The 22134-nt window shown below is 65.6% G+C and carries 19 protein-coding genes and 1 riboswitch; of the genes, 12 read left to right on the forward strand and 7 right to left on the reverse strand.

The window, feature by feature from the left end; all coding sequences use genetic code 11:
• Nucleotides 1-31 precede the first annotated feature (31 nt).
• The 4 genes from VF716_RS10610 to VF716_RS10625 form a co-directional block, all read right to left on the reverse strand.
• Nucleotides 32-919 (reverse strand): metal ABC transporter ATPase, encoded by an 888-nt coding sequence (locus VF716_RS10610; RefSeq protein WP_125842685.1) that lies wholly within the window; start codon nucleotides 917-919, stop codon nucleotides 32-34.
• A 90-nt stretch (nucleotides 920-1009) separates the two neighbouring features.
• A complete protein-coding gene (locus tag VF716_RS10615; RefSeq protein WP_440552692.1) occupies nucleotides 1010-1819 on the reverse strand; it encodes an aldo/keto reductase in 810 nt (269 codons plus the stop codon).
• Nucleotides 1816-2991: an NAD(P)/FAD-dependent oxidoreductase gene (locus VF716_RS10620; protein WP_125865940.1), complete on the reverse strand. Its 1176-nt coding sequence runs from the start codon at nucleotides 2989-2991 to the stop codon at nucleotides 1816-1818. Before VF716_RS10620 ends, VF716_RS10615 begins: the two co-directional genes overlap by 4 nt.
• A gap of 55 nt (nucleotides 2992-3046) precedes the next feature.
• Nucleotides 3047-3379 (reverse strand): DMT family transporter, encoded by a 333-nt coding sequence (locus tag VF716_RS10625; protein ID WP_017246573.1) that lies wholly within the window; start codon nucleotides 3377-3379, stop codon nucleotides 3047-3049.
• 112 nt (nucleotides 3380-3491) lie between these two features.
• Here VF716_RS10625 and waaA point away from each other — a divergent pair, with 112 nt between their 5' ends.
• On the forward strand, nucleotides 3492-4760 hold the full coding sequence (gene waaA / locus VF716_RS10630) for a lipid IV(A) 3-deoxy-D-manno-octulosonic acid transferase (protein ID WP_125865939.1): 1269 nt from the start codon (nucleotides 3492-3494) through the stop codon (nucleotides 4758-4760).
• Nucleotides 4761-4878: 118 nt separating this feature from the next.
• On the opposite strand, the gene VF716_RS10635 is transcribed toward waaA, so the two are convergent.
• On the reverse strand, nucleotides 4879-6333 hold the full coding sequence (locus tag VF716_RS10635; protein ID WP_045633175.1) for a TolC family outer membrane protein: 1455 nt from the start codon (nucleotides 6331-6333) through the stop codon (nucleotides 4879-4881).
• A gap of 175 nt (nucleotides 6334-6508) precedes the next feature.
• A riboswitch (TPP riboswitch) is annotated at nucleotides 6509-6615 on the forward strand.
• A gap of 96 nt (nucleotides 6616-6711) precedes the next feature.
• Between VF716_RS10635 and thiC the strand changes: the two genes are divergently transcribed.
• Entirely contained in the window at nucleotides 6712-8595 is a 1884-nt protein-coding gene (gene thiC, locus VF716_RS10640) for a phosphomethylpyrimidine synthase ThiC (RefSeq protein ID WP_440552693.1), read from the forward strand.
• Nucleotides 8596-8660: 65 nt separating this feature from the next.
• Here thiC and VF716_RS10645 read toward each other — a convergent pair whose 3' ends face one another.
• Entirely contained in the window at nucleotides 8661-9398 is a 738-nt protein-coding gene (locus tag VF716_RS10645) for an RsiV family protein (protein WP_095460189.1), read from the reverse strand.
• Nucleotides 9399-9612: 214 nt separating this feature from the next.
• Between VF716_RS10645 and VF716_RS10650 the strand changes: the two genes are divergently transcribed.
• The 9 genes from VF716_RS10650 (at nucleotide 9613) to VF716_RS10690 (ending at nucleotide 19039) form a co-directional block, all read left to right on the forward strand.
• Nucleotides 9613-10230, forward strand: a complete 618-nt coding sequence (locus VF716_RS10650; RefSeq protein WP_014597852.1) for an NUDIX domain-containing protein — start codon at nucleotides 9613-9615, stop codon at nucleotides 10228-10230.
• On the forward strand, nucleotides 10227-10682 hold the full coding sequence (locus VF716_RS10655; RefSeq protein WP_049325417.1) for a DUF1249 domain-containing protein: 456 nt from the start codon (nucleotides 10227-10229) through the stop codon (nucleotides 10680-10682). Before VF716_RS10650 ends, VF716_RS10655 begins: the two co-directional genes overlap by 4 nt.
• A gap of 151 nt (nucleotides 10683-10833) precedes the next feature.
• Complete coding sequence (cpdA, locus tag VF716_RS10660; RefSeq protein WP_013984197.1) at nucleotides 10834-11649, forward strand: 3',5'-cyclic-AMP phosphodiesterase; 816 nt, start codon at nucleotides 10834-10836, stop codon at nucleotides 11647-11649.
• Nucleotides 11650-11765: 116 nt separating this feature from the next.
• Complete coding sequence (locus VF716_RS10665; protein ID WP_013984196.1) at nucleotides 11766-12371, forward strand: YqiA/YcfP family alpha/beta fold hydrolase; 606 nt, start codon at nucleotides 11766-11768, stop codon at nucleotides 12369-12371.
• Nucleotides 12372-12509: 138 nt separating this feature from the next.
• Nucleotides 12510-14396, forward strand: a complete 1887-nt coding sequence (gene parE / locus VF716_RS10670) for a DNA topoisomerase IV subunit B (RefSeq protein WP_045633170.1) — start codon at nucleotides 12510-12512, stop codon at nucleotides 14394-14396.
• The gene (locus VF716_RS10675) at nucleotides 14393-15376 is read left to right on the forward strand and encodes an esterase-like activity of phytase family protein (RefSeq protein ID WP_079328232.1); all 984 of its coding nucleotides are present in this window, start codon (nucleotides 14393-14395) and stop codon (nucleotides 15374-15376) included. Before parE ends, VF716_RS10675 begins: the two co-directional genes overlap by 4 nt.
• Nucleotides 15373-15900, forward strand: coding sequence for a retropepsin-like aspartic protease family protein (locus tag VF716_RS10680; protein ID WP_014597849.1), 528 nt, complete (start codon nucleotides 15373-15375; stop codon nucleotides 15898-15900). The genes VF716_RS10675 and VF716_RS10680 overlap by 4 nt, the downstream gene beginning before the upstream one ends.
• The gene (gene parC, locus VF716_RS10685; protein WP_095460187.1) at nucleotides 15897-18149 is read left to right on the forward strand and encodes a DNA topoisomerase IV subunit A; all 2253 of its coding nucleotides are present in this window, start codon (nucleotides 15897-15899) and stop codon (nucleotides 18147-18149) included. Before VF716_RS10680 ends, parC begins: the two co-directional genes overlap by 4 nt.
• 182 nt (nucleotides 18150-18331) lie before the next feature.
• Nucleotides 18332-19039 carry a PqiC family protein gene (locus tag VF716_RS10690; protein WP_017246547.1) on the forward strand — a complete coding sequence of 236 codons (708 nt, stop codon included), beginning with the start codon at nucleotides 18332-18334 and terminating at the stop codon, nucleotides 19037-19039.
• A 158-nt stretch (nucleotides 19040-19197) separates the two neighbouring features.
• On the opposite strand, the gene VF716_RS10695 is transcribed toward VF716_RS10690, so the two are convergent.
• Complete coding sequence (locus VF716_RS10695) at nucleotides 19198-20727, reverse strand: AhpA/YtjB family protein (protein ID WP_440552694.1); 1530 nt, start codon at nucleotides 20725-20727, stop codon at nucleotides 19198-19200.
• A 192-nt stretch (nucleotides 20728-20919) separates the two neighbouring features.
• On the opposite strand from VF716_RS10695, the gene serB reads away from it, so the two are divergent.
• Complete coding sequence (gene serB, locus VF716_RS10700; RefSeq protein ID WP_026006670.1) at nucleotides 20920-22134, forward strand: phosphoserine phosphatase SerB; 1215 nt, start codon at nucleotides 20920-20922, stop codon at nucleotides 22132-22134.

The following is a 22134-nucleotide window of genomic DNA, read 5'->3' on the forward strand; positions in this document are numbered from 1 at the left end:
CGTCCGTTCGCTGGCGGGGGGGCCAAGCGGTTCAGCGCGCCACGGCGACCGGCTTGGCGGCCCACCAGTCCCTCCAGCGAACGCGCTCGTCGCGCACTACCCAGCCTTCCTGCGGCGCAAAGCTTTCCGATAGCCACAGGCCGCGAGTGTTCACCGGGCTGAATTGGCCATTGCGCAACTGCAGCAGCTGATCCTGCGGCTGGCCCTGCTGCAGCGGTATCAGGTAGATGTCGGGCCGGCTGCGCTCCAGGCGCGCAACCAGTTGTCCATCTTCCAGGCGCTCGTCTACGTGGAACAGGCTCAGCTGACGCGCCTCTTTCGGTAGTTCCATGCGCATGTCATAGACCAGCTGCAGCGATGCGGTCGGCAGGTGTACATAGGCGCGAGGACGCTCCATCAGCACCATGTTGCCGCACTGTACCGGGCGCGTGGCGCCGGATTGCGAGGCGAGCTTGAAGTGCACCGCCTCGCGGTAGTGCAGGCTGGCCTGGTACGGAGTGGGCAGCCAGGTATCGCCGAAACGACCGGCGAGCCAGCCTTCAGGAGTTTCCAGCAGGCATTCTTCGGCAATTTCCTGGATGGCGGTGAGCAACGGCAGGTTCAGCTCATGGGCCGGGATGTAGCCGGAGATCAGTTTGAGCACAACGTCACCACGGTCCGGCCGCTGCTGACGGACCAGTACCCAGTATTCGCGGCCCTGCCAGCTCATGGTCAGACGCACCGAAACGCCGAGATTGGCCAGTTCGATGGCAAAACGGCCCGGATCGGAGACCTCAACCGGGCGGCGGCGCTCGATCACTTCGCTGAAGTTCAACGGCCGGCCCAGACTCTGGTAGCTCAGGTTGTCCTGGCTGGCCTCGACGTAGAGAGGCAGGGTCTTGAATGCGGCAGGGCTCTTGCGCACCAGAACTCTTGGCATTCGGTTTCTCCTTGCGGCGAAGAAAGTAACCGCGCGGCATCAGCGTAATGCGCTTCCGCGTAGCGGATGAACGTTGCCGCCAGGACCGTTTCAGTTGCCGGTCAGAACAGCAGCAGCAGTCCGTACGTTAGCCGTCAAATGCTGCGGATTGATAGTGCCGATGATCGCGCCGCTGACACCTGGGTGACCGAACAGCAGCTCGAAACTGCGGCGGACCGGGTCGTCGCCTGGCTTGAGGCAGGCATGACCGCTGGCCAGGGCTTTCTTGATCAGGATGCCCTTGCCGTGTGCAGCAGCGTAGTCGAGGACTGGCCGTTCGGCCTGCTCGTTGAGGTTGTAGGTCACCATCGCGCAGTCGCCCTGCTGCAGCGCAAGCAGCCCACCATCGACCGTCTTGCCGGACAGGCCGTAGGCAAGGATCTTGCCCTCGCGCTTGAGCTCGGCCAGGGTCTGGTAGACCTCGGTGTGCTGCAGGATATCGAGGTCGTTGCCGTCCGAATGCACCAGCACCAGCTCGATGCGGTCGGTACGCAGACGCTTGAGGCTGCGCTCCACCGAGAAGCGCGTGTGGGCGGCAGAAAAGTCGAAGCGCGAATGGCCGTTCTCGAACTCCTCGCCAACCTTGCTGACGATCACCCAATCCTCGCGCTGGCCGGCCAGCAACGGGCCGAGCCGTTCCTCGCTGACGCCGTAGGCCGGCGCGGTGTCGATCAGGTTGATACCCAGTTCGCGGGCGAGGGTCAGCAGCTGGCGGGCCTGGGCGTCGTCTGGGATGGAAAAACCATTGGGATATTTCACCCCTTGATCGCGACCCAGCTTCACCGTGCCCAACCCCAGTGGCGAAATGCTTAGGCCGGTGCTGCCCAGCGGGCGGTGCAGGTCATGCAGCGTCGCGTTCATGGCAGCAGCCCTTCCCAGAACGGCCCGGTCAGCGGCGGACGTGGCAGTTCGGGCAGCGCCGGATGCTGGCCTGGACGGATGCCGTCACGGGCGAGGGCGGCTTCGACGCGGTCGGAGAAGTCGGGGGACAGCGCCAGCTTGGTCGGCCAACCGACCAGAAGTCGGCCCTGCTCGGCAAGGAAGGCGTTGTCCGGACGGGCGAGTGCCGATTGTGCAGGCTCGGCGCGGTCGATACGCAGCGTGGCCCATTGCGCGGAGGACAGGTCGATCCAGGGCACCAGTTCGGCCAGTTCTTTTTTCGCGGCGGCGATCTGAGTGGCTTCGTCGCGCGCCACGCCATCGGCTTCGGCCAGGTCGCCGCCGAGATACCAGAGCCACTCGCCATCCGCTGTCGGATGGCTGGTGACCGTGATCCGCGGTTTGGTGCCGCCGCCCAGGCAATGGGCATAGAGTGGTTTGAGCGTGGGCGCCTTGACGATGACCATGTGCAGCGGACGGCGCTGCATGGCCGGTTGTTGCAGGCCGAGCGACGCGAGCAGCTCGGCAGTCCCGCCACCGGCGCTGAACACGATGCGCTGGGCGCGGATCTCGCGACCATCGACGCGCAACCCGACCAGCTCGTTGTCGTCGAGCAGCGGTTCGATCCGCTCGCAGGCCAGCAGGCTGTCGCCAGCCAGTTCGGCCAGCCGGCCGATCAGGCTGGGCACGTCCAGCACCAGCTCGCTGAGCCGATAGACCTTGCCCTTGAACCGTGGATGCTGCAGCGCAGGCGGCAGCTCATCGCCCTTGACCTGGCCGACCCGCGAGCGCACCGCCTTGCTGGCGAAGAAGCTGGTGAGGTTACCGGCCAGGGTGCCTGGCGACCACAGGTAGTGTGCGTCGGACAACAGACGCACGCCGCTGAGATCCAGCTCGCCCTTGCCTTCGAGCGCTTCGCGCCAGCGCCGCGGCATGTCCGCAATCGCCTCGGAGGCACCGGTGAGCGCACCGCTCAGCGCGTACTTGGTGCCGCCATGGATGATGCCCTGGGACTTCACGCTCTGCCCGCTGCCCAGTGCTCCCTTGTCGACCAGCAGGGTGGCAAAACCCAGTCGGCGCAGGCGCGCGTTCAGCCAAAGACCGGCGACGCCGCCGCCAACGATCAGGACGTCGGTGCTGAGGGATTCGGGCATGTGCAGACCTCATTGGGTAAACGGTCGCGCAGTATAACTGCAGTCCGCCGGCAGCTTAGTGGCCTGCACTGCGGGAGAACAACTGGATGACCACAACACCGGCGATGATCAGCCCCATGCCCAGTACCGCCGGCAGGTCCAGGTACTGACGATAGAGCACCGCCGCGGCGACGCTGACCAGCACGATGCCGAGCCCGGCCCAGATGGCATAGGCGATGCCTACCGGGATGGTCCGTACCACCAGCGCGAGCATCCAGAACGACAGGCTGTAGCCCGTCACCACCAGCAGCAGTGGCAGCGGACGATTGAAGCCGGCCAGTGCCTTCATCGAGGTGGTGGCGACCACCTCGGCGCAGATGGCGATGGCCAGGTAAACATAGCCGGACATGGCGAGATCCTGATTATGGGCGGGCAACTTCGTTCGGTTCCGACCTCGCCAACAAGTTCGCCGGCAGGGCGGTTATGGCTCGCGAGCAGGCAGCTTGCTAAGCTCCGCGCCCATGAATCGCACCCTCTATACCCTGTTGTTTCACCTCGGCCTGCCGCTGGTGTTCCTGCGCCTGCTGTGGCGCGCCTGGCGCGCCCCGGCCTACTCCCGTCGTATCGGCGAGCGTTTCGCCTTCGGTTTGCCGCCGCTGCGTCCGGGTGGCATCTGGGTGCATGCGGTCTCGGTGGGCGAAAGCATCGCCGCGGCGCCGATGGTCCGCGAGCTGATGGCACGCTACCCGCACCTGCCGATCACCGTCACCTGCATGACCCCGACCGGCTCCGAGCGCATCCAGGCGCTGTTCGGAGACAGCGTTCAGCATTGCTACCTGCCCTATGACCTGCCCTGGACCGCGGCGCGTTTTCTGAATTGCCTGCAGCCGAAGCTGGCGGTGGTGATGGAGACCGAGCTCTGGCCCAACCATATCCATCAGTGCGCCCGGCGCGGCATACCCGTGGCGCTGGCCAACGCGCGGCTGTCCGAACGTTCGGCCCGCGGCTACGCGCGTTTCGCCCGGCTGACCGCGCCAATGCTGGCCGAGCTGAGCCTGATTGCTGTGCAGACAGAGACTGAAGCCGAGCGTTTTCGCCAGCTCGGCGCACGCCACGAATGCGTCAAAGTGACTGGCTCGATCAAGTTCGACCTGGCCATCGACCCGGCACTGCTGGCGCGGGCGACCGATTTGCGCGATCAATGGGCGGCGCAGGATCGGCCGCTGTGGATCGCCGCCAGCACCCATGCCGGCGAGGACGAAATCATCCTGGCCGCGCACCGACGCTTGCTGGAGCGGTTTCCGCAGGCCCTGCTGCTCCTGGTACCACGGCATCCGGAACGCTTCATCTCGGTGTTTGAACTGGCGTGCAAGGAAGGCTTTGCCGCGGTGCGCCGCTCGACGGGCGAGACGGTTGGCGCCGGCACGCAGGTGCTGGTCGGCGACACCATGGGCGAGCTGCTGTTTCTCTATGCCCTGGCCGACGTGGCCTTCGTCGGTGGCAGCCTGGTGCCCAATGGCGGACACAACCTGCTGGAGCCTGCGGCGTTGGGTAAGCCGGTCCTCAGTGGCCCGCATCTGTTCAACTTTCTCGAAATCTCCGCGCAGCTGCGCGATGCCGGCGCCCTGCGCGAAGTGCAGGATGCCGATCAGCTGGCTGATGCTGTCGGTGAGCTCTGGCGCGATTCGGCTGCCGCGCAACGGATGCGTGACGCCGGGCTGGGCGTGCTCAAGGCCAATCAGGGCGCCTTGCAGCGTCTGCTGACAGGACTGGCGAGGCTGCTCGGCTAGTCGGTGTGTCTGGACCGCGAGGAAGCCGGATCAACTGTCGGCGTCATTGCGCCGTCTGGGGGGCGAGCGCCTGGTGGGCTTTAGCCCACCCAACCGCGGTTCAAGCGAGCCCCCTGGCTCAATAATCCACCCGCACCGGCTGACCGATGGTCTGCGGCAGATCCGGCGGCAGGAAGTCGGTGTCCGGGTTGTAATCGGGTTTCAGGTAGGCCGCCAGCTGCTGCAGGTCGTCCGGGTTCAGCGTGCCGGCCGCCTGCTTCAGGCGCAGGTTGTCGAGAATGTAGTCGTAGCGGGCGTTGTTGTAGTCGCGTACCGCGGCATACAGGCGCCGCTGGGTGTCGAGCACATCGACGATGTTGCGGGTGCCGACCTGATAGCCGATCTCCGTGGCTTCCAGCGCACTCTGGTTGGAGATGATCGACTGCCGGCGGGCCTGGACCTGTTCGATATCGGTGTTCACCGCGCGGTGCAGGTTGCGTGTGGCCTCCACCACCTGGCGGCGCAGGCTTTCGCGCTGCTGCTCGCTCTGGCTGAGCTGGTAATAGGCCTCGCGGCTCTGCGAGGTGGTCAGCCCGCCGCTGTAGAGCGGGATGTTCAGCTGCAGGCCGATGCTGCGCTGCTCGACGTCGCCGGTATAGCGCGGCATGTCGAAGCCCGGGATGCTCTGGGTGTTGCTGAAGCCGAGCGCGTCGTTGTCGCCCTTGCGGTACGAGGCCACGGCGTCGAGTGTTGGCGCATGGCCGGAGCGGCGCTGGCGCAGGGTTTCCTCGGCGGCGGTCACGGCGTAATTGACCGCCAGCAGGTTGAGGTTCTGCCGCGTCGCCGTATCCACCCACGCCTTAGCCTCGTTTGGCACCGGCGCCAGCACCGGCAGGGTATGGCGGATGCCTTCCAGCGCCACGTACTCGCGGTTGGTCAGGGTGAACAACGCCTGGAAGGCGTCCTCGACCTGGCGTTGGGCGATGGAGCGATTGGCGCGCGCGGTGTCGAAGCCGGCCTGGGCTTCGAGCACATCGGTCTTGTCGGAAAGGCCCACCTCGAAGCGTTCGTTGGCCTGGTCGAGCTGGCGCTTGAACGCGGCTTCCTCGGCCTTCACCGCCGCCAGGTTGTCCTGCGCGCGCAACACGGCGAAGTAGGCCTGGGCGCTCTGCAGGATCAGGTCCTGCTCGGCGATGGAGTATTCGATTGCGGCCTGCTCGCTCACGGCTTCCGCGGCCTTGAGCTGGAACCAGCGGTCGGCACGGAAGATCGGCTGGCTCAGCGTCGCCTGATAGGCGGTGCCACTGCGTGATAGCGACGTGGAGCCCATGCTGGTGTCGACGTCCGTTTCGGTGTCGCTCAGCTCGGCGCCGGCGCTGAGGTTGGGCAGCAGGCCGGCGCGTGCCTGTGGCACCACTTCCTGGCGTGCGCGGAACTGCGCCCGGGCCGCCGCCAGGTCGGCGTTGTTGTTGACGGCTTGCTGGTAGACGCTGACCAGATCGGTCTTGCTGGCGAGGGGGACGGTCTCTTGCGCCCAGGCCCCTCCGGCAGTGAGGGTGGCCACGGCGAGAGCCAGGGGGAGTCTGCGCAGCATGTTGGGTCCATCCTGAATAGAGCTGATGGGCAAGGCTAAGCGGCAGCTGTCAGGGGGTCAAGGCGCGCGTGCGCCGTGGTGTGAGGCAGCGATGGCGGTCCGGGCAAATGACCGAACGGTCGACTAGTTTCGCCATTGCCATGGTGTTCGCCCAAGGTCTTGATTAGACTCGACGGCGTTCTTGTCGGGGTGCCTTGAAGCGAAGGCTGAGATCGGAAAGTTCCGGATCCCGTTGAACCTGATCAGGTTAAGGCCTGCGTAGGGAACAAGATGTCCTCGTCTCGAACGTGACGAGTCTCTCCACCGCAGTTGCGGTGCCCGACGCCCTTGATCCGCCGTGTTGCTCAGGTTCGCTCCGACACATCCCAGGAGAAGCCGATGAGCGTGCAAAGCAACAAGAACCTGAGTGAATCCGCCCAGGTCGACCAGCAGTCCATTCAACCCTTCCCGCGTTCGCAGAAAATCTATGTCCAGGGTTCGCGCCCGGACATCCGCGTACCGATGCGCGAGATCAGCCTGGACGTGACACCCACCGACTTCGGCGGCGAGATCAACGCGCCGGTCACCGTCTACGACACCTCCGGCCCCTACACCGACCCGAACGTCACCATCGACGTGCGCAAGGGCCTGGCCGACGTGCGCAGTGCCTGGATCGAGGACCGCGGCGACACCGAGAAGCTGCCGGGGCTGACCTCCGAATTCGGCCAGCGTCGCCTCAACGATGCCGAACTTTCCGCCATGCGCTTCGCTCATGTGCGTAACCCGCGCCGGGCCAAGGCCGGGCACAACGTCAGCCAGATGCACTATGCAAAGAAGGGCATCATCACGCCGGAGATGGAGTACGTCGCCATCCGCGAGAACATGAAGCTCGCCGAGGCGCGTGAAGCCGGCCTGCTGGTCGAGCAGCATGCCGGGCAGAGCTTCGGCGCGGCCATTCCCAAGGAAATCACCCCCGAATTCGTCCGCTCGGAAGTCGCGCGCGGCCGCGCCATCATCCCGGCGAATATCAACCACACCGAGCTGGAGCCGATGATCATCGGCCGCAACTTCCTGGTGAAGATCAACGGCAACATCGGTAACTCGGCGCTGGGCTCCTCCATCGAGGAAGAAGTGGCCAAGCTGACCTGGGGCATCCGCTGGGGTTCGGACACCGTGATGGACCTGTCCACCGGCAAGCACATCCACGAGACACGCGAGTGGATCATCCGCAACTCGCCGGTACCGATCGGCACCGTGCCGATCTACCAGGCGCTGGAAAAGGTCAACGGCGTGGCCGAAGACCTGACCTGGGAGCTGTTCCGCGACACGCTGATCGAACAGGCCGAGCAGGGCGTCGACTACTTCACCATCCACGCCGGCGTGCTGCTGCGCTACGTGCCGCTGACCGCCAAGCGGGTTACCGGCATCGTCTCGCGCGGCGGCTCGATCATGGCCAAGTGGTGCCTGGCGCATCACAAGGAGAACTTCCTCTACACCCACTTCGAGGAAATCTGCGAAATCATGAAGGCCTACGACGTCAGCTTCTCGCTGGGTGATGGCCTACGCCCGGGGTCGATCGCCGACGCCAACGACGCCGCCCAGTTCGGCGAGCTAGAAACCCTCGGTGAGCTGACCAAGATCGCCTGGAAACATGACGTGCAGTGCATGATCGAGGGCCCCGGCCACGTGCCGATGCAGATGATCAAGGAGAACATGGACAAGCAGCTGGAATGCTGCGACGAGGCGCCGTTCTACACCCTCGGCCCGCTGACTACCGACATCGCGCCGGGCTACGACCACATCACCAGCGGCATCGGTGCGGCGATGATCGGCTGGTTCGGCTGCGCGATGCTCTGCTACGTCACGCCGAAGGAGCACCTCGGTCTGCCGAACAAGGATGACGTGAAGACCGGCATCATCACCTACAAGATCGCCGCGCACGCTGCTGATCTTGCCAAGGGTCATCCGGGCGCGCAGATCCGCGACAACGCGCTGTCCAAGGCGCGCTTCGAGTTCCGCTGGGAGGATCAGTTCAACCTCGGCCTCGACCCGGACACCGCGCGTGCCTTCCATGACGAGACGCTGCCGAAGGAGTCGGCGAAGGTGGCGCACTTCTGCTCTATGTGCGGGCCGAAGTTCTGCTCGATGAAGATTACCCAGGAAGTGCGCGAGTATGCTGCCGAGCACGGCCTGACCGACGAGCAAAAGGCCATCGAGGCGGGTTTCGCCGAGCAGTCCTCCCGCTTCAAGGACGAGGGTTCGGTGATCTACAAGCAGGTGTGACCGGCGAGGTGTGATCGACCGCCTGAGCCAAAGCGGGCCGGCAGATGCCGGCCCGCTTCGTCTCCTCAGAGATATTCCGGCTTCAGAATGCCCTTGAGCTGTTCGTGGGGAATGAACAGCTCCGGGTGGCCGCTGGAGTAGGGCGCGATGCTGTAGACGTCGTACTTGAGCAACACGCTGTCTTTCAGCAGCGCAATATTCGGCGTCTGCTGGAAGGGCCAGAAGTCGACGAACTCGGCGTCCTGATCGTGTTCGTTCTCCACCAGCCAACGCTGGTGCGCCTGGCGTGCGACGCGCCAGAAGTTACCTTCCTGCCCCGGAACCAACAGGTCCTCCAGGCGCAGCTCGCGGTTCAGCTCGCGATCGTAGTTGATGAAGCCACGCCCGGGCATGCCATGGGCGCCGCCGACATACAGGTAGCTGGAAAACTCGACCACCAGGATGTCGCCGTGCTGCTCGCGCAGCTTGGCTTGCAGGTAGCTGCTCCAGCCCGGCTCGGCGGTGCTCAGAAAGCGCTGCTGGTAATCCTGTAGCGACGCGGGCAGGCGGTCATCCGGGCCGTTGATGGTCATCCGCCGCAGCCGTGCGTCGATCAGTCGATCGAGTTCCGGTTCGTCGGCAAAGGTCAGGGTGTCGATGTTCACCAGCGGGCAGCTGTCGTCCTCGCAGCCTTGCGGACGATGCTCGGTGACGATTTGACGGACTTCGACGGGGCGTTCGGCGACCAGGTGCTGGCAGCCGCCGAGCAGTAGGAGAAGGCTGCCCAGCAGGATGCGATTGCGAAAGGGTGCGGTTGAATACATGGTTGGTCCAGGCATGACAGTGCGCTTTCGATCGCCGGCGTTGCGCGAAGTTCGTGCGCTGGCGGCAGTGGAGCGTTCTTCGATTACGGTGGTCTGCAAAGGGCTGCGCCAGAGACAATGCCGCGTTAGGATGACCACAAAGCCGCTCACGACGTGACGGTTGCAGTCATTCGCCGCCGGCAAGGCGCGAATCAAACCGATATGAGTGGTACCCATGAGCGAGACCTTCAAACCCGGTCCGGATGATGTCCAGATCCTCCGTCGAGAGCAATGCTTCAGCGGTTTCTATCGGCTGGAGCGCGTCCACCTGCGCCACCGTCAGTTCAGTGGTGCCATGGGCGCCGAGCTGAGCCGCGAACTGTTCGTGCGGCATGACGCCGTATGCGTGCTGCCCTACGATCCGCTGCGTGACCGAGTGGTACTGATCGAGCAGTTTCGTGTCGGGGCGCTGGGCAAGGTCGACAATCCCTGGCTGATCGAACTGGTCGCCGGGCTGATCGACAAGGACGAGGCGCCGGATCAAGTCGCCCGTCGCGAGGCGGTGGAAGAGGCCGGGCTGGAGCTGGGCGAGTTGTGGCCGATCACGCGTTATTTTCCATCGCCGGGCGGCAGCGACGAGCGCGTACACCTCTATATAGGTCGCTGCGACAGCGAAGGGGCCGACGGTGTGTTCGGGCTAGCCGAAGAGGGCGAGGACATCCGTGTGCATGTCTGGTCGTTGCAAGAGGCACTGCGCGCCATTTCCGACGGTCGAATCGACAACGCGGCCAGCATCATTGCACTGCAGTGGCTGGCCTTGAATCGCGAGCAGGTGCGGGGGGAGTGGGCATGAGGAAGACGCGCGAGCGATACCGAGTCGATCTGCTCGAACTGCAGGCGGCCTGCGAAGCCAACTATCTGCGTCTGATGCGTCTGATGCGTCTGTTGCCGGGCATGCGCAGCGGCTGCGAAGCGCGGCGCATCGCCATCAGCCAGGGTGACCTGCTGCTCGGCGTACTGGTACTCGAGGTGCTGGAGAGCTGCCCTTACACCACCACCGTGCGGGTGAGTCAGGAGCACTGTCTGACCTGGTTGCCGGTGCCGAAGATGGAAGTGCGCGTCTATCACGATGCACGCATGGCCGAAGTGGTTCGTGCCGAGAACGCCCGGCGCTTCCGCGGCATCTATCACTACCCCAACGCGCAGATGCACCAGCCTGATGAGAAGAACCAGCTCAATCTCTTTCTCGGCGAGTGGCTGGGGCACTGCCTGGCCTGTGGCCACGAACTCGAACCGGTGCTCTAACGCCGTTCCCTCTGCGCTTTTCTGGGCTGGGCTTGCGTGACCTGCTTCAGGTGCGCGATGTGGTTCTGTGACCCATGCCCACTTCCCAAGGTTTACCCCCCGTCGGGCTCCTACCATAATTCCGTTGCGATTTAGCTCAAGGAGAAGGGCCTTGCCTGGTGCGCCCGTGACTGCTGTTGAAGATTCGGTTCTGCTGGTGCAGCTCACCGACAGCCATCTGTTTGCCGAAGCGGACGGCAAGCTGCTGGGCCTGAGCACCGGCGATAGCCTGGCGCGCGTCGTCGAGCTGGCCTTTGCCGAGCAGCCGCGCATCGACCTGATCCTGGCCACCGGTGACCTTTCGCAGGACGGCTCGGTGGCGTCCTATCAGCGTTTCCGTCAGCTGACGGAGCGTATCGAGGCCCCCGCGCGCTGGTGCCCCGGCAATCATGACGAACTCGGTGCCATGCGTGAGGCTGCCCGTGGTAGTGCGCTGATGGAGCCGGTGCTGGAAATCGGCGGCTGGCGTGTGGTGATGCTCGATACCCTGGTTGCCGGTTCGGTATTCGGCATGCTGCGCGGCGACCAGCTCGACTTGCTTGAGCGGGCGCTGAGCGAGGCGCCGGATCATCACCATCTGGTCTGTCTGCACCACCATCCGGTGTCCATCGGCAGCCGCTGGATGGATCGCATCGGTCTGCGCAACCCCGAGGCGCTGTTCGAGGTGCTGGACCGCCACGACAACGTGCGTGCGCTGCTCTGGGGCCACATCCATCAGGCGTTCGATCAGTCGCGCAAAGGGGTTCGGCTGTTGGCCACGCCGTCGACGGGCGTGCAGTTCACGCCGCGGAGCGAAGACTTCCAGGTCGATAGCGCGGCACCGGGGTATCGCTGGTTGCGCCTGTACGCCGATGGGCGGCTGGAGACCGATGTGTCGCGCGTCAGCGGTATCGACTTCGAGATCGACTACAGCGTGAAAGGCTACTGATCGCGGTTGGCGACTGCCGACACCTGTGGCGCGAGCGAGGCGTGACGCCTGGGCGGGTCGCTTGCAGAGCGCAGCATGGGCCTAGTAGCCTTGCGGTTTTTTCAAGAACTGTATCCATGTCCAGTTATCCGCCTTCGATCCTCTATATCCACGGGCTCAACAGCTCCCCGCTCTCGCAGAAGGCGAGCCATCTGTCGTCGGCGCTGGAGCGACTCGGCCAGGCCGAGCGTCTGCGGGTTCCCGCCCTGCATCACCACCCGCGTCAGGCCATTGGGCAGCTCGAGACCTGTCTGGCCGAGCTTGGGCGACCGTTGCTGGTCGGCAGCTCGCTTGGCGGCTACTATGCGACGCACCTTGCCGAGCGCCATGGCCTGAAGGCCCTGCTGATCAATCCGGCGGTGATGCCACACCGCCGTTTCGACGGCTATCTCGGACCACAAACCAACCTGTACAGCGGCGAGGTCTGGGAGCTTACCGAGGATCACGTGACCGCGCTGGCGGAGCTGGAAACGGCGCCACCCGAAGATGCCGAACGCTATCAGGTGTGGCTGCAGACCGGCGACGAAACGCTCGACTACCGTGACGCGGCGCAGTTCTACCGGGGCTGCGCACTGCGCATCCAGGCCGGCGGCGACCACGGCTTCCAGGGCTTCGCCGAGCGCCTGCCGGCGCTGCTGGCGTTCGCCGGCTTCGAGCCGCAGGCCTGGCTGGGAAAACTCTGAGCTGGGATGGAGGTGCGGGCCCAGGCGACCCGAACGGGTTCGCCAGGAGAACTGCAGCGATGGAGCCCGGCCGGTGCGCTGGTTTTTTGCAGCCCGTAGCGGGCTGATTGTTCAGAACATAAGGACCGTACCCGACAGATGTCTTATACCGCAGAAGCCATCGAGGTTCTTTCCGGCCTCGATCCGGTGCGCAAGCGCCCGGGCATGTACACCGACACCTCGCGGCCCAATCACCTGGCCCAGGAAGTCATCGACAACAGTGTCGACGAAGCCCTCGCCGGGCATGCCCGCTCGGTCCAGGTGATCCTGCACCAAGACAACTCGCTGGAAGTGATCGACGACGGCCGCGGCATGCCGGTGGACATTCACCCCGAGGAAGGGGTGCCGGGCGTCGAGCTGATCCTCACCAAGCTGCACGCGGGCGGCAAGTTTTCCAACAAGAACTACCAGTTTTCCGGTGGTCTGCACGGGGTCGGCATCTCCGTGGTCAACGCGCTGTCGACCCGTGTCGAGGTGACCGTCAAGCGCGATGGCAGCGAGTACCGCATGAGCTTCGCCGACGGCTTCAAGGCCAGTGATCTGGAGGTGATCGGCAGCGTCGGCAAGCGCAACACCGGCACCAGCGTGCGCTTCTGGGCCGATCCCAAGTATTTCGACTCGCCGAAGTTTTCCATCAGCCGGCTCAAGCACGTGCTCAAGGCCAAGGCCGTGCTCTGCCCGGGGCTGAGCGTCAGCTTCGAGGACAAGAGCACCGGCGAGAAGGTCGAGTGGCACTACGAGGACGGCCTGCGCTCCTACCTGGTGGACTCGGTCAGTGAGTATCAGCGCCTGCCCGACGAGCCTTTCGTCGGCGCCCTGGCGGGCAATACCGAGGCGGTGGACTGGGCATTGCTCTGGTTGCCGGAGGGCGGCGAGAGCGTTCAGGAAAGCTACGTCAACCTGATTCCCACGGCTCAGGGCGGCACCCATGTCAATGGCTTGCGCCAGGGCCTGCTGGACGCCATGCGCGAGTTCTGCGAGTTCCGCAACCTCCTGCCGCGCGGGCTCAAGCTGGCCCCGGAAGACATCTGGGAGCGCATCGCCTTTGTCCTCTCGATGAAGATGCAGGAGCCGCAGTTCTCGGGGCAGACCAAGGAGCGCCTGTCGTCACGCGAGGCGGCGGCGTTCGTCTCGGGTGTGGTCAAGGATGCCTTCAGCCTCTGGCTCAATGCCCACCCGGAGCTGGGCATGCAACTGGCAGAGCTGGCAATCAGCAATGCCGGGCGTCGACTGAAGGCCGGCAAGAAGGTCGAGCGCAAGAAGATCACTCAAGGGCCGGCGCTGCCGGGCAAGCTGGCCGACTGCGCCGGGCAGGACCCGATGCGCGCCGAGCTGTTCCTGGTGGAAGGCGACTCGGCCGGCGGCTCCGCCAAGCAGGCGCGGGACAAGGAGTTTCAGGCGATCATGCCGCTGCGTGGCAAGATCCTGAACACCTGGGAGGTCGACGGCGGCGAGGTGCTCGCCAGCCAGGAAGTACATGACATCGCCGTGGCCATCGGCGTCGATCCGGGCGCCACCGATCTGGCCCAGCTGCGCTACGGCAAGATCTGCATCCTCGCCGACGCCGACTCCGACGGCCTGCATATCGCCACCCTGCTGTGCGCCCTGTTCGTCCAGCATTTCCGCCCGCTGGTGGAGGCCGGTCATGTCTACGTGGCCATGCCGCCGCTGTACCGCATCGACCTGGGCAAGGACATCTTCTATGCGCTGGATGAGGCCGAGCGTGACGGCATCCTCGAGCGGCTGGTGGCCGAGAAGCGCCGCGGCAAGCCGCAGGTGACGCGCTTCAAGGGTCTCGGCGAAATGAACCCGCCACAGCTGCGCGAGACCACCATGGACCCCAACACCCGCCGGCTGGTGCAGCTGACCCTGGATGATTTCGAGGGCACCCGCGAAGTCATGGATATGCTGCTGGCCAAGAAGCGCGCTGGCGACCGCAAGAGCTGGCTCGAGTCCAAGGGCAACCTGGCGGAGGTGCTGGTTTGATCCGCCGTGGGCTGGCGCTGCTGAGTCTGGTATCGGCACCGCTCTGGGCCAACGAGCCGGCGCCCGAGCTGAAGCTGTTGAGCGAGCATCCCGTGCAGGGCATGAGCGGCGGCAATCTGTCCGGAATGGCCTGGTGCGGAGATGCGTTGTGGGCGGTATCCGACCGCGAAGACGACGTGCTGTACCGGCTCGATACCAGCGTCTCGCCCTGGCAGGCCGAACCGGAGCGCTTCGAAGCCGGCCCGCCGCCCGATAGTGGTTTGCCCTGGGGCATGCGCATGCGCGCCTGGCTCAGTGGCCATGTGCGCGGCGGCCACCTCGATTTCGAAGGGCTGAGCTGCGATGCGCTGGGCAATCGCTACGTCGTCAGCGAGGCGCATGCCGCCGTGCTGCGGGTGAGCCCGGCCGGCACGGCGGAATGGCTGCGCCTGCCCGAGTCCCTGGTTCGTCAGGCCCGGGCCAGCGGCATGCTCTGGCATTTCAACGCGCTGTTCGAGGGCATTGCAGTCGACCCGAAGGCCGAACGCATGTGGCTGGCCGCCGAGCGCGAACGCCGCGGGCTGCTGGTGATGCACCGCAAGCAGAGCAGCTGGCAGTGCACCGGCGGTTGTGTGCTGATGGCGCAGGGCGGGCATCAGCAGCCCCCCGCGGCGCTCGGCGATACGCCGCTGCCGCGCAGCTTCTCGGCCCTGGCCTATTTCAACGACAAGCTGTTCGTGCTGGAGCCCTCTGCATATCGGGTCTGCCGGCGCAGCCCGGCGAACGGGACGGTCGAACGCTGCTGGTCGTTCGCCGCCGAGGCGCTGACCGAGGAGCGCCGCTACCGCGAGCCGTTCGGTAATGCCGAGGCGCTGTGGATCGACGCCGAAGGGGCCTGGATCGGCGTCGACAACAACGGCAAGGCGCGCGGCGACGGCGAGAAGAGACCCATCGTCTGGCGTTTCGCCGCACCGAGCGGCGGCTGGATGGCGCGGCCGTGAGCCAGACGGCCGGGCGTCGTGCCGGGCGGGTGATGCTGGTGCTCGCCTGGGGCGTCGGGCTGTACCTGGCGACGCGCTTCTTCGCCGCCTGGGAGGAGGATCGCCTCAACCCGAACCGCCAGCCGGTATCCCAGCTGCAGGGCGAGCAGATCGAGGTGCAGCTGGCTGGCAACGTCCAGGGGCATTTCGTCGCCAGCGGCAAGATCAATGGCGAAACGGTCACCTTTCTGCTCGACACCGGCGCCACGGACGTCGCCGTGCCGGCCGAGCTGGCCGAGCGGCTGGGACTGTCCCGCGGTGCGCCGGTGATGCTGCACACCGCCAACGGCCAGACCACCGGCTATCGCACCGTGTTGAACAGCCTCAGCCTGGGCGACATCGTGCTGCGCGACGTGCGCGCCATCGTCGCCCCCGGCTTTCGCAGCGAACAGGTTCTGCTCGGCATGAGCGCCCTGAAACAACTTGAATTCACCCAGCGCGCCGGCACCCTGGTGCTGCGCCAGCATGTAACGGATCGACCATGAGCGAATCCCTCGACCTGAGCCTGGACGGCGTGGAGCGGCGCTCCCTCGCCGACTTCACCGAGCAGGCCTACCTCAACTATTCCATGTACGTGATCATGGATCGCGCGCTGCCGCATATCGGCGACGGCCTCAAGCCTGTGCAGCGGCGCATCGTCTATGCCATGAGCGAACTCGGCCTGAACGCCGACGCCAAGCACAAGAAGTCCGCGCGTACCGTCGGTGACGTGCTCGGCAAGTTCCACCCGCACGGCGACAGCGCCTGCTACGAGGCGATGGTGCTGATGGCACAGCCGTTCAGCTACCGCTACACGCTGGTCGACGGTCAGGGCAACTGGGGTGCTCCGGACGATCCCAAGTCCTTCGCCGCCATGCGCTACACCGAGGCGCGCCTGTCACGCTATTCCGAGGTGCTGCTGTCCGAACTGGGGCAGGGCACGGTGGACTGGGTGCCGAACTTCGACGGCACCCTGGACGAACCGGCGACCCTGCCGGCGCGGCTGCCCAACCTGCTGCTCAACGGCACCACCGGCATCGCCGTGGGCATGGCCACCGACGTGCCGCCGCACAACCTGCGTGAAGTCGCCGCCGCCTGCGTGCGTCTGCTCGACGAGCCGAGTGCCAGCGTCGAGCAGCTCTGCGAGCATGTGCAGGGGCCGGATTTCCCGACCGAGGCCGAGATCGTCACGCCGCGTGCGGACCTGCTGAAGATCTACGAAACCGGCCGTGGTTCGGTGCGCATGCGTGCCGTCTACCGGGTCGAGGACGGCGATATCGTGGTCACCGCGTTGCCGCACCAGGTGTCAGGTTCCAAGGTGCTCGAGCAGATCGCCGGGCAGATGCAGGCCAAGAAGCTGCCGATGGTGGCCGACCTGCGTGACGAGTCGGACCATGAGAACCCCTGCCGCATCGTCATCATCCCGCGCTCCAACCGGGTCGATGTCGAGGCGCTGATGCAGCACCTGTTCGCCACCACCGACCTGGAATCCAGCTACCGGGTCAACACCAATGTCATCGGCATCGACGGCCGGCCGCAGGTGAAGAACCTGCGCACCCTGCTCAGCGAGTGGCTGACCTACCGCATCGGTACCGTGCGCCGTCGTCTGCAGTTCCGCCTGGACAAGGTGGAAAAGCGCCTGCACCTGTTGGAAGGCCTTTTGGTGGCGTTCCTCAACCTCGACGAGGTGATCCACATCATCCGAACCGAGGATCAGCCCAAGCCGGTGCTGATGGCGCGTTTCGAATTGTCCGAGCTTCAGGCTGACTACATCCTCGACACCCGTCTGCGCCAGCTGGCGCGTCTGGAAGAGATGAAGATCCGCGGCGAGCAGGACGAGCTGGCCAAGGAGCGCGAGCGGCTGCTGGCACTGCTCGGCAGCGAAGCCAAGCTGAAGAAGCTGGTGCGCAAGGAACTGCTGGAAGACGCCGAAACCTATGGCGATGACCGCCGCTCGCCGATTGTCGAGCGCGCCGAGGCCCGAGCCCTGACGGAGAACGAGCTGCTGCCGTCCGAGCCGGTCACCGTGGTGATTTCCGAGAAGGGCTGGGCGCGCTGCGCCAAGGGTCACGACATCGATGCCGGCGGGCTTTCCTACAAGGCCGGCGACAACTTCAAGGCGGCGGCGGCGGGCCGCTCGAACCAGCATGCAGTGTTCATCGACTCCACCGGCCGCAGCTACTCGCTGGCAGCCCACACGTTGCCATCGGCACGTGGCCAGGGCGAGCCGCTCACCGGCCGGCTGACTCCGCCGCCAGGCGCCAGCTTCGAATGCGTGCTGCTGCCCGACGATGAGGCGCTCTATGTGATCGCCTCGGATGCCGGCTATGGTTTTGTCGTCAAGGGCGAGGACCTTCAGGCCAAGAACAAGGCTGGCAAGGCGCTGCTCTCCCTGCCGGCCGGCGCCCGCGTCGTCGCACCACGACCATTGGCCAGCCGCGAGGACGACTGGCTTGCCGCGGTCACCACCGAAGGCCGCCTGCTGGTCTTCCCGGTGCGCGACCTGCCGCAGCTGGGCAAGGGCAAGGGCAACAAGATCATCGGCATTCCCGGGGAGCGGGTGGCCAGTCGCGAGGAGTATCTGGTCGATCTCGCCGTGCTGCCGGCTGGCGCCACCCTGGTCCTGCAGGCTGGCAAGCGCACGCTGTCGCTCAAGGCCGAGGATCTCGAGCACTACAAGGGCGAACGTGGCAGGCGCGGCAACAAGCTGCCGCGAGGCTTCCAGCGCGTCGAGGGCCTGCTGGTAGAAGTGTGACAATGTGCATTGGCGCTGGAATCGACGGCCAGATTCACGGAAGATAGCGGCCTTTCCAGCCTGCGGCGTTTTGCCCGGTGCCTAGTTGCGCGTCGACGACATGCTGTCCGACGCGACATGGGCACGAGGCGACGGCGGCCGAGAGGGTCGGCAGTGGCCTGAACTGTGGTGTTATGACGGTAATGAAGAACTTGCTGCGTGTTCCGACTGTGTTGTTGCTGGCCAGCATCGGCCTGACCGGCTGTGTCGGTCTGCAGCCGGCACCCATGTATCGCCTGGACAGCGGTACCACCGAGGTGCCGGAGCGGATCGATGGCGCGGCCGTGCTGCTGGCGCCGGTTACCCTTGCCGATTATCTGCAGCGCGATGCGCTGCTGCAGCGTCTGGCCGACGGCAGCCTGGCTGCCGATGACCAGCAGGCCCGCTGGGCGGGCAGCCTCAAGGCCGATATCGAGCAGCTCATGCTGCGCCAGTTGGCCTGGCGCCTGGATACGCAAAGCCTGGTGCTCGGTCCCGCCGACGAAGGCTTCGCGCCGGAGGTACAGATCGAGCTGTCCATCACCCGCCTCGATTCCGGGCCTGCGTACCCGGCGGTACTCGAGGCGCAGTGGCGTCTGCGCGACAAGGCCGGCAAGCATCTGGGCAGCCGTCTGGTGCGCCTGCAGGAAGAGCACCTCGGCACCACCGCCGATCAGGTGCGCGCGCAGAGCGCCCTGCTGCAGCGCCTGAGCGAGATGGTGGCCGGGGCGGTCGAGCCCGCGCTGGTCGCCAAGACGCCGCCCAAGCCGGCTCCGGCCAAGCCACAGGTGAGCAAGTCGGCCGAACCGCCGGCACCGCGCATTCCGGCGGCCGAGCCGATCCGAACCGACCTGGAAGTCTTCCGCTTCTGACACCGCTGAGTGGTGGAAGTACGACTGAAAAAGCCCGACCGGTGATCCTGGTCGGGCTTTTCTTTTTTGCGGGTGGAGGAGGCGTCGGCGAGATGCACTGCCGCGTTCGCCAATCGTCAGCCCGTCTTGCTGGCAGCGGGCGCTCGCCCGCGAGCGCGTCAGTAGGTGCGGCTGCGCAGCTCGTGCATCCGGGCCAGTTGGCGTTCCAGCAAAGAAGGGTAGGGGTCCAGCAGGCGCTCGACGCAGCAGGCGCCTTCGGGGCTGGCGATCGGGCGGATGCGGGCGCGTTGCTGGATCAGCCGGTCTTCGCTGATGCTGCTTTCGACCAGCAACAGGTTGCGGCTGTGCAGCGACATGTCCAGTGCCGCCTGTGCCGGCTCGCTGAGCAAGAGGTCGCCCTGGCTCAGGTCGAACAGGCCATCGCCCTGGGTCAGGCCCAGTTGCAGCTGCAGCGTGATGCCGCTGTCGGCGACGTCGATCTGCAGCGCATGAGCCAGCGCGCGCATCAGCTCGCCACAGCAGATCGCATGGGTCAGGTAGTTCTGCTCGTCGTCCTGGCTGTGGAACAGCATCAGGCTGCTGCCGTCGTTGAGCGTGTGCAGCTCGGCCTGGTAGAGCGTGGCGGCCTGTTGCAGGCAATCGCGGTAGCGCTGCAGCAGCTCGGTCAGGCGAGGCCGCGGCAGGCGGCGCAGCTGGTCCTGGGCGCCGAGCTGGATGGCCAGCACGGCACTACGGGTCGAACGCGGAAGGCTAGGCTGCGGCGCGCTGCTGGCTGACGCCGGGCTATCGAATGGCGGTTCGTCGTCGGCGATCTCCAGTTCGTCGTCGTCGAAGTTGGCCGACAGTCGTGCCGGGCGCTGCGGCTCGTCATCGTCCAGATCGATGTCGAAGCGTTCGGGGCGAGACTGCGTGCGCTGCGGGATGGCGCGATCATCATCCTGCTCGAAATAATCGTCATCCAGCGCATCGCTGAGGTCGAGTTCCGGCTCGGGCTTTTCCGGCACCAGCCGTGCCTGCAACTGGCGCGCAAGGTCACCGATCTCGTCCTGGCGCCCGGCACCCGGCGCAGGATCATCCGGATCGCGCAGCCAGAGGCGCATCTGCATCAACGGTGTCGCCAGTTGGCGGCCGAGGCGCAGGCTCAGCATCAGCGTCAGGGCCAGCAGGATCAGGCTGAGCAGGCCCATGCTCTGCAGGCTGATGGTCATCGGCTGCTGGAACTGCTGCATGTCGAGGCTGACGCGCAGGTGGCCGGCGATTACCTCCTGGAAGCTGATCGGGGTCGAATAAAGGCCGCTGTCATCGCCGAGCAGGCCCTTCTGCGGGCGCGTGCCGGACTCGGCCAGCACGCGGTTGTCGACGCTGTAGATCGCCGCGTGGGCAACCAGCGGATTCTTCACCAGATTGCTCAGCAGCACGTTCAGGCTGAGGATGTCGTTGGCCACCAGCAGGTCGGTGGCCGAGGCGGCAGTCTGCGTGACCAGGCTCTGGCCGAGGGCATCGGCCTGCTGCGCCATGGCGTGCTTGAACTGCATGCCGATCACCCAGGCGTAGATGATCAGCGCCAACGCCACGAGCAGCAGCGTATGGGCGGCGATGCGCAACACCAGCGGCACGCGGTGCTGGCGCACGGCGCGATAGAGCATGAGGAAGAAGTTGTCTGGCTTTACGGATGCGGGCCGGTTCACAGAGCGCGGCTCTTCTCGTCGGGAAATTGCCGAGCAGTATACGGATAGCGCGGGGGGCGCTAAAGGTCTGCAACGGTAAGCTGACGAATTGCGCCGCCGGCGCTGCGCGTGCGGAGGCGGTGGCGGCTGTCCAGCCCCCTTGCCAGCTGATGTAGAATGCCGGCCTTCATTGCCTGCCATGGGAGCTGCGCCTTGCGCGAAATCGTCCTGATCAATATCACCGGTGAAGATCGCCCGGGCCTGACCGCGGCCATTACCGGCGTGCTCGCCCAGGGTGGCGTGAACATTCTCGACATCGGCCAGGCAGTGATCCACGACACGCTGTCGTTCGGCATCCTGATCGAGATTCCGGATAACGAGCGCGCTTCGTCGGTCCTCAAGGACGTGCTCTTCATGGGCTACAAGCACGACCAGCAGGTGCGCTTCACGCCGGTTTCCGAGGCTGACTACCAGCACTGGGTCGCGGGGCAAGGCAAGGCCCGGCACATCGTCACGCTGCTGACGCGCAAGGTCACCGCCGAGCAGCTGCAGCGGGTCAGCTCGATCACCGCCAAGTACGGGCTCAACATCGACCACATCGATCGGCTGTCCGGGCGTATGCCGCTGGACATGCCCGAAGAGCGGGGCAAGGGCTGCATCGAGCTCTCTGTGCGCGGCGAGCCGGCCGACACGGCCGCACTGCGTGCCGAGTTCCTCAGCGTGGCGCAGGAGCTGAACGTCGATATCGCCTTCCAGCGCGATTCGGTCTACCGGCGCAACCGTCGCCTGGCCGTGTTCGACATGGACTCCACGCTGATCGAGGCCGAGGTCATCGACGAGCTGGCCAAGGCCGCTGGCGTTGGCGAGCAGGTGTCGGAGATCACCGAGCGCGCGATGCGCGGCGAGCTGGATTTCCGCGCCAGCTTCAAGGAACGCCTGGCGCTGCTCGAGGGGCTGTCGGAAAACGTGCTGGCCGATATCGGCGCCAGCCTGCGCCTGACCGAGGGCGCCGAGGTGCTGTTCGCCGAGCTCAAGCGCCTGGGCTACAAGACGGCGATCCTCTCCGGCGGCTTCAGCTATTTCGCCAAGCAGCTGCAGGCCAAGTTGGGCATCGACTACGTATTCGCCAACGAGCTGCAGATCGAAAACGGCAAAGTCACCGGCGTGGCGGTCGAGCCTATCGTCGATGCCCAGCGCAAGGCCGATCTGCTGCGCCAACTGGCCGAGCAGGAAGGACTGTGCCTGGAGCAGACCATCGCCGTGGGTGATGGAGCCAACGACCTGCCGATGCTCGGCCTCGCCGGGCTCGGCGTCGCCTTCCGTGCCAAGCCGCTGGTCAAGCAGTCGGCCAAGCAGGCCATCTCCACCCTGGGCCTGGACGGCATCCTCTATCTGCTGGGCTTCCGCGACCGCGAGGGTTCGGAGTGA

It is taken from the genome of Stutzerimonas sp. Brlt_14 (genome assembly GCF_051948915.1).
Lineage (GTDB): Bacteria > Pseudomonadota > Gammaproteobacteria > Pseudomonadales > Pseudomonadaceae > Stutzerimonas > Stutzerimonas stutzeri.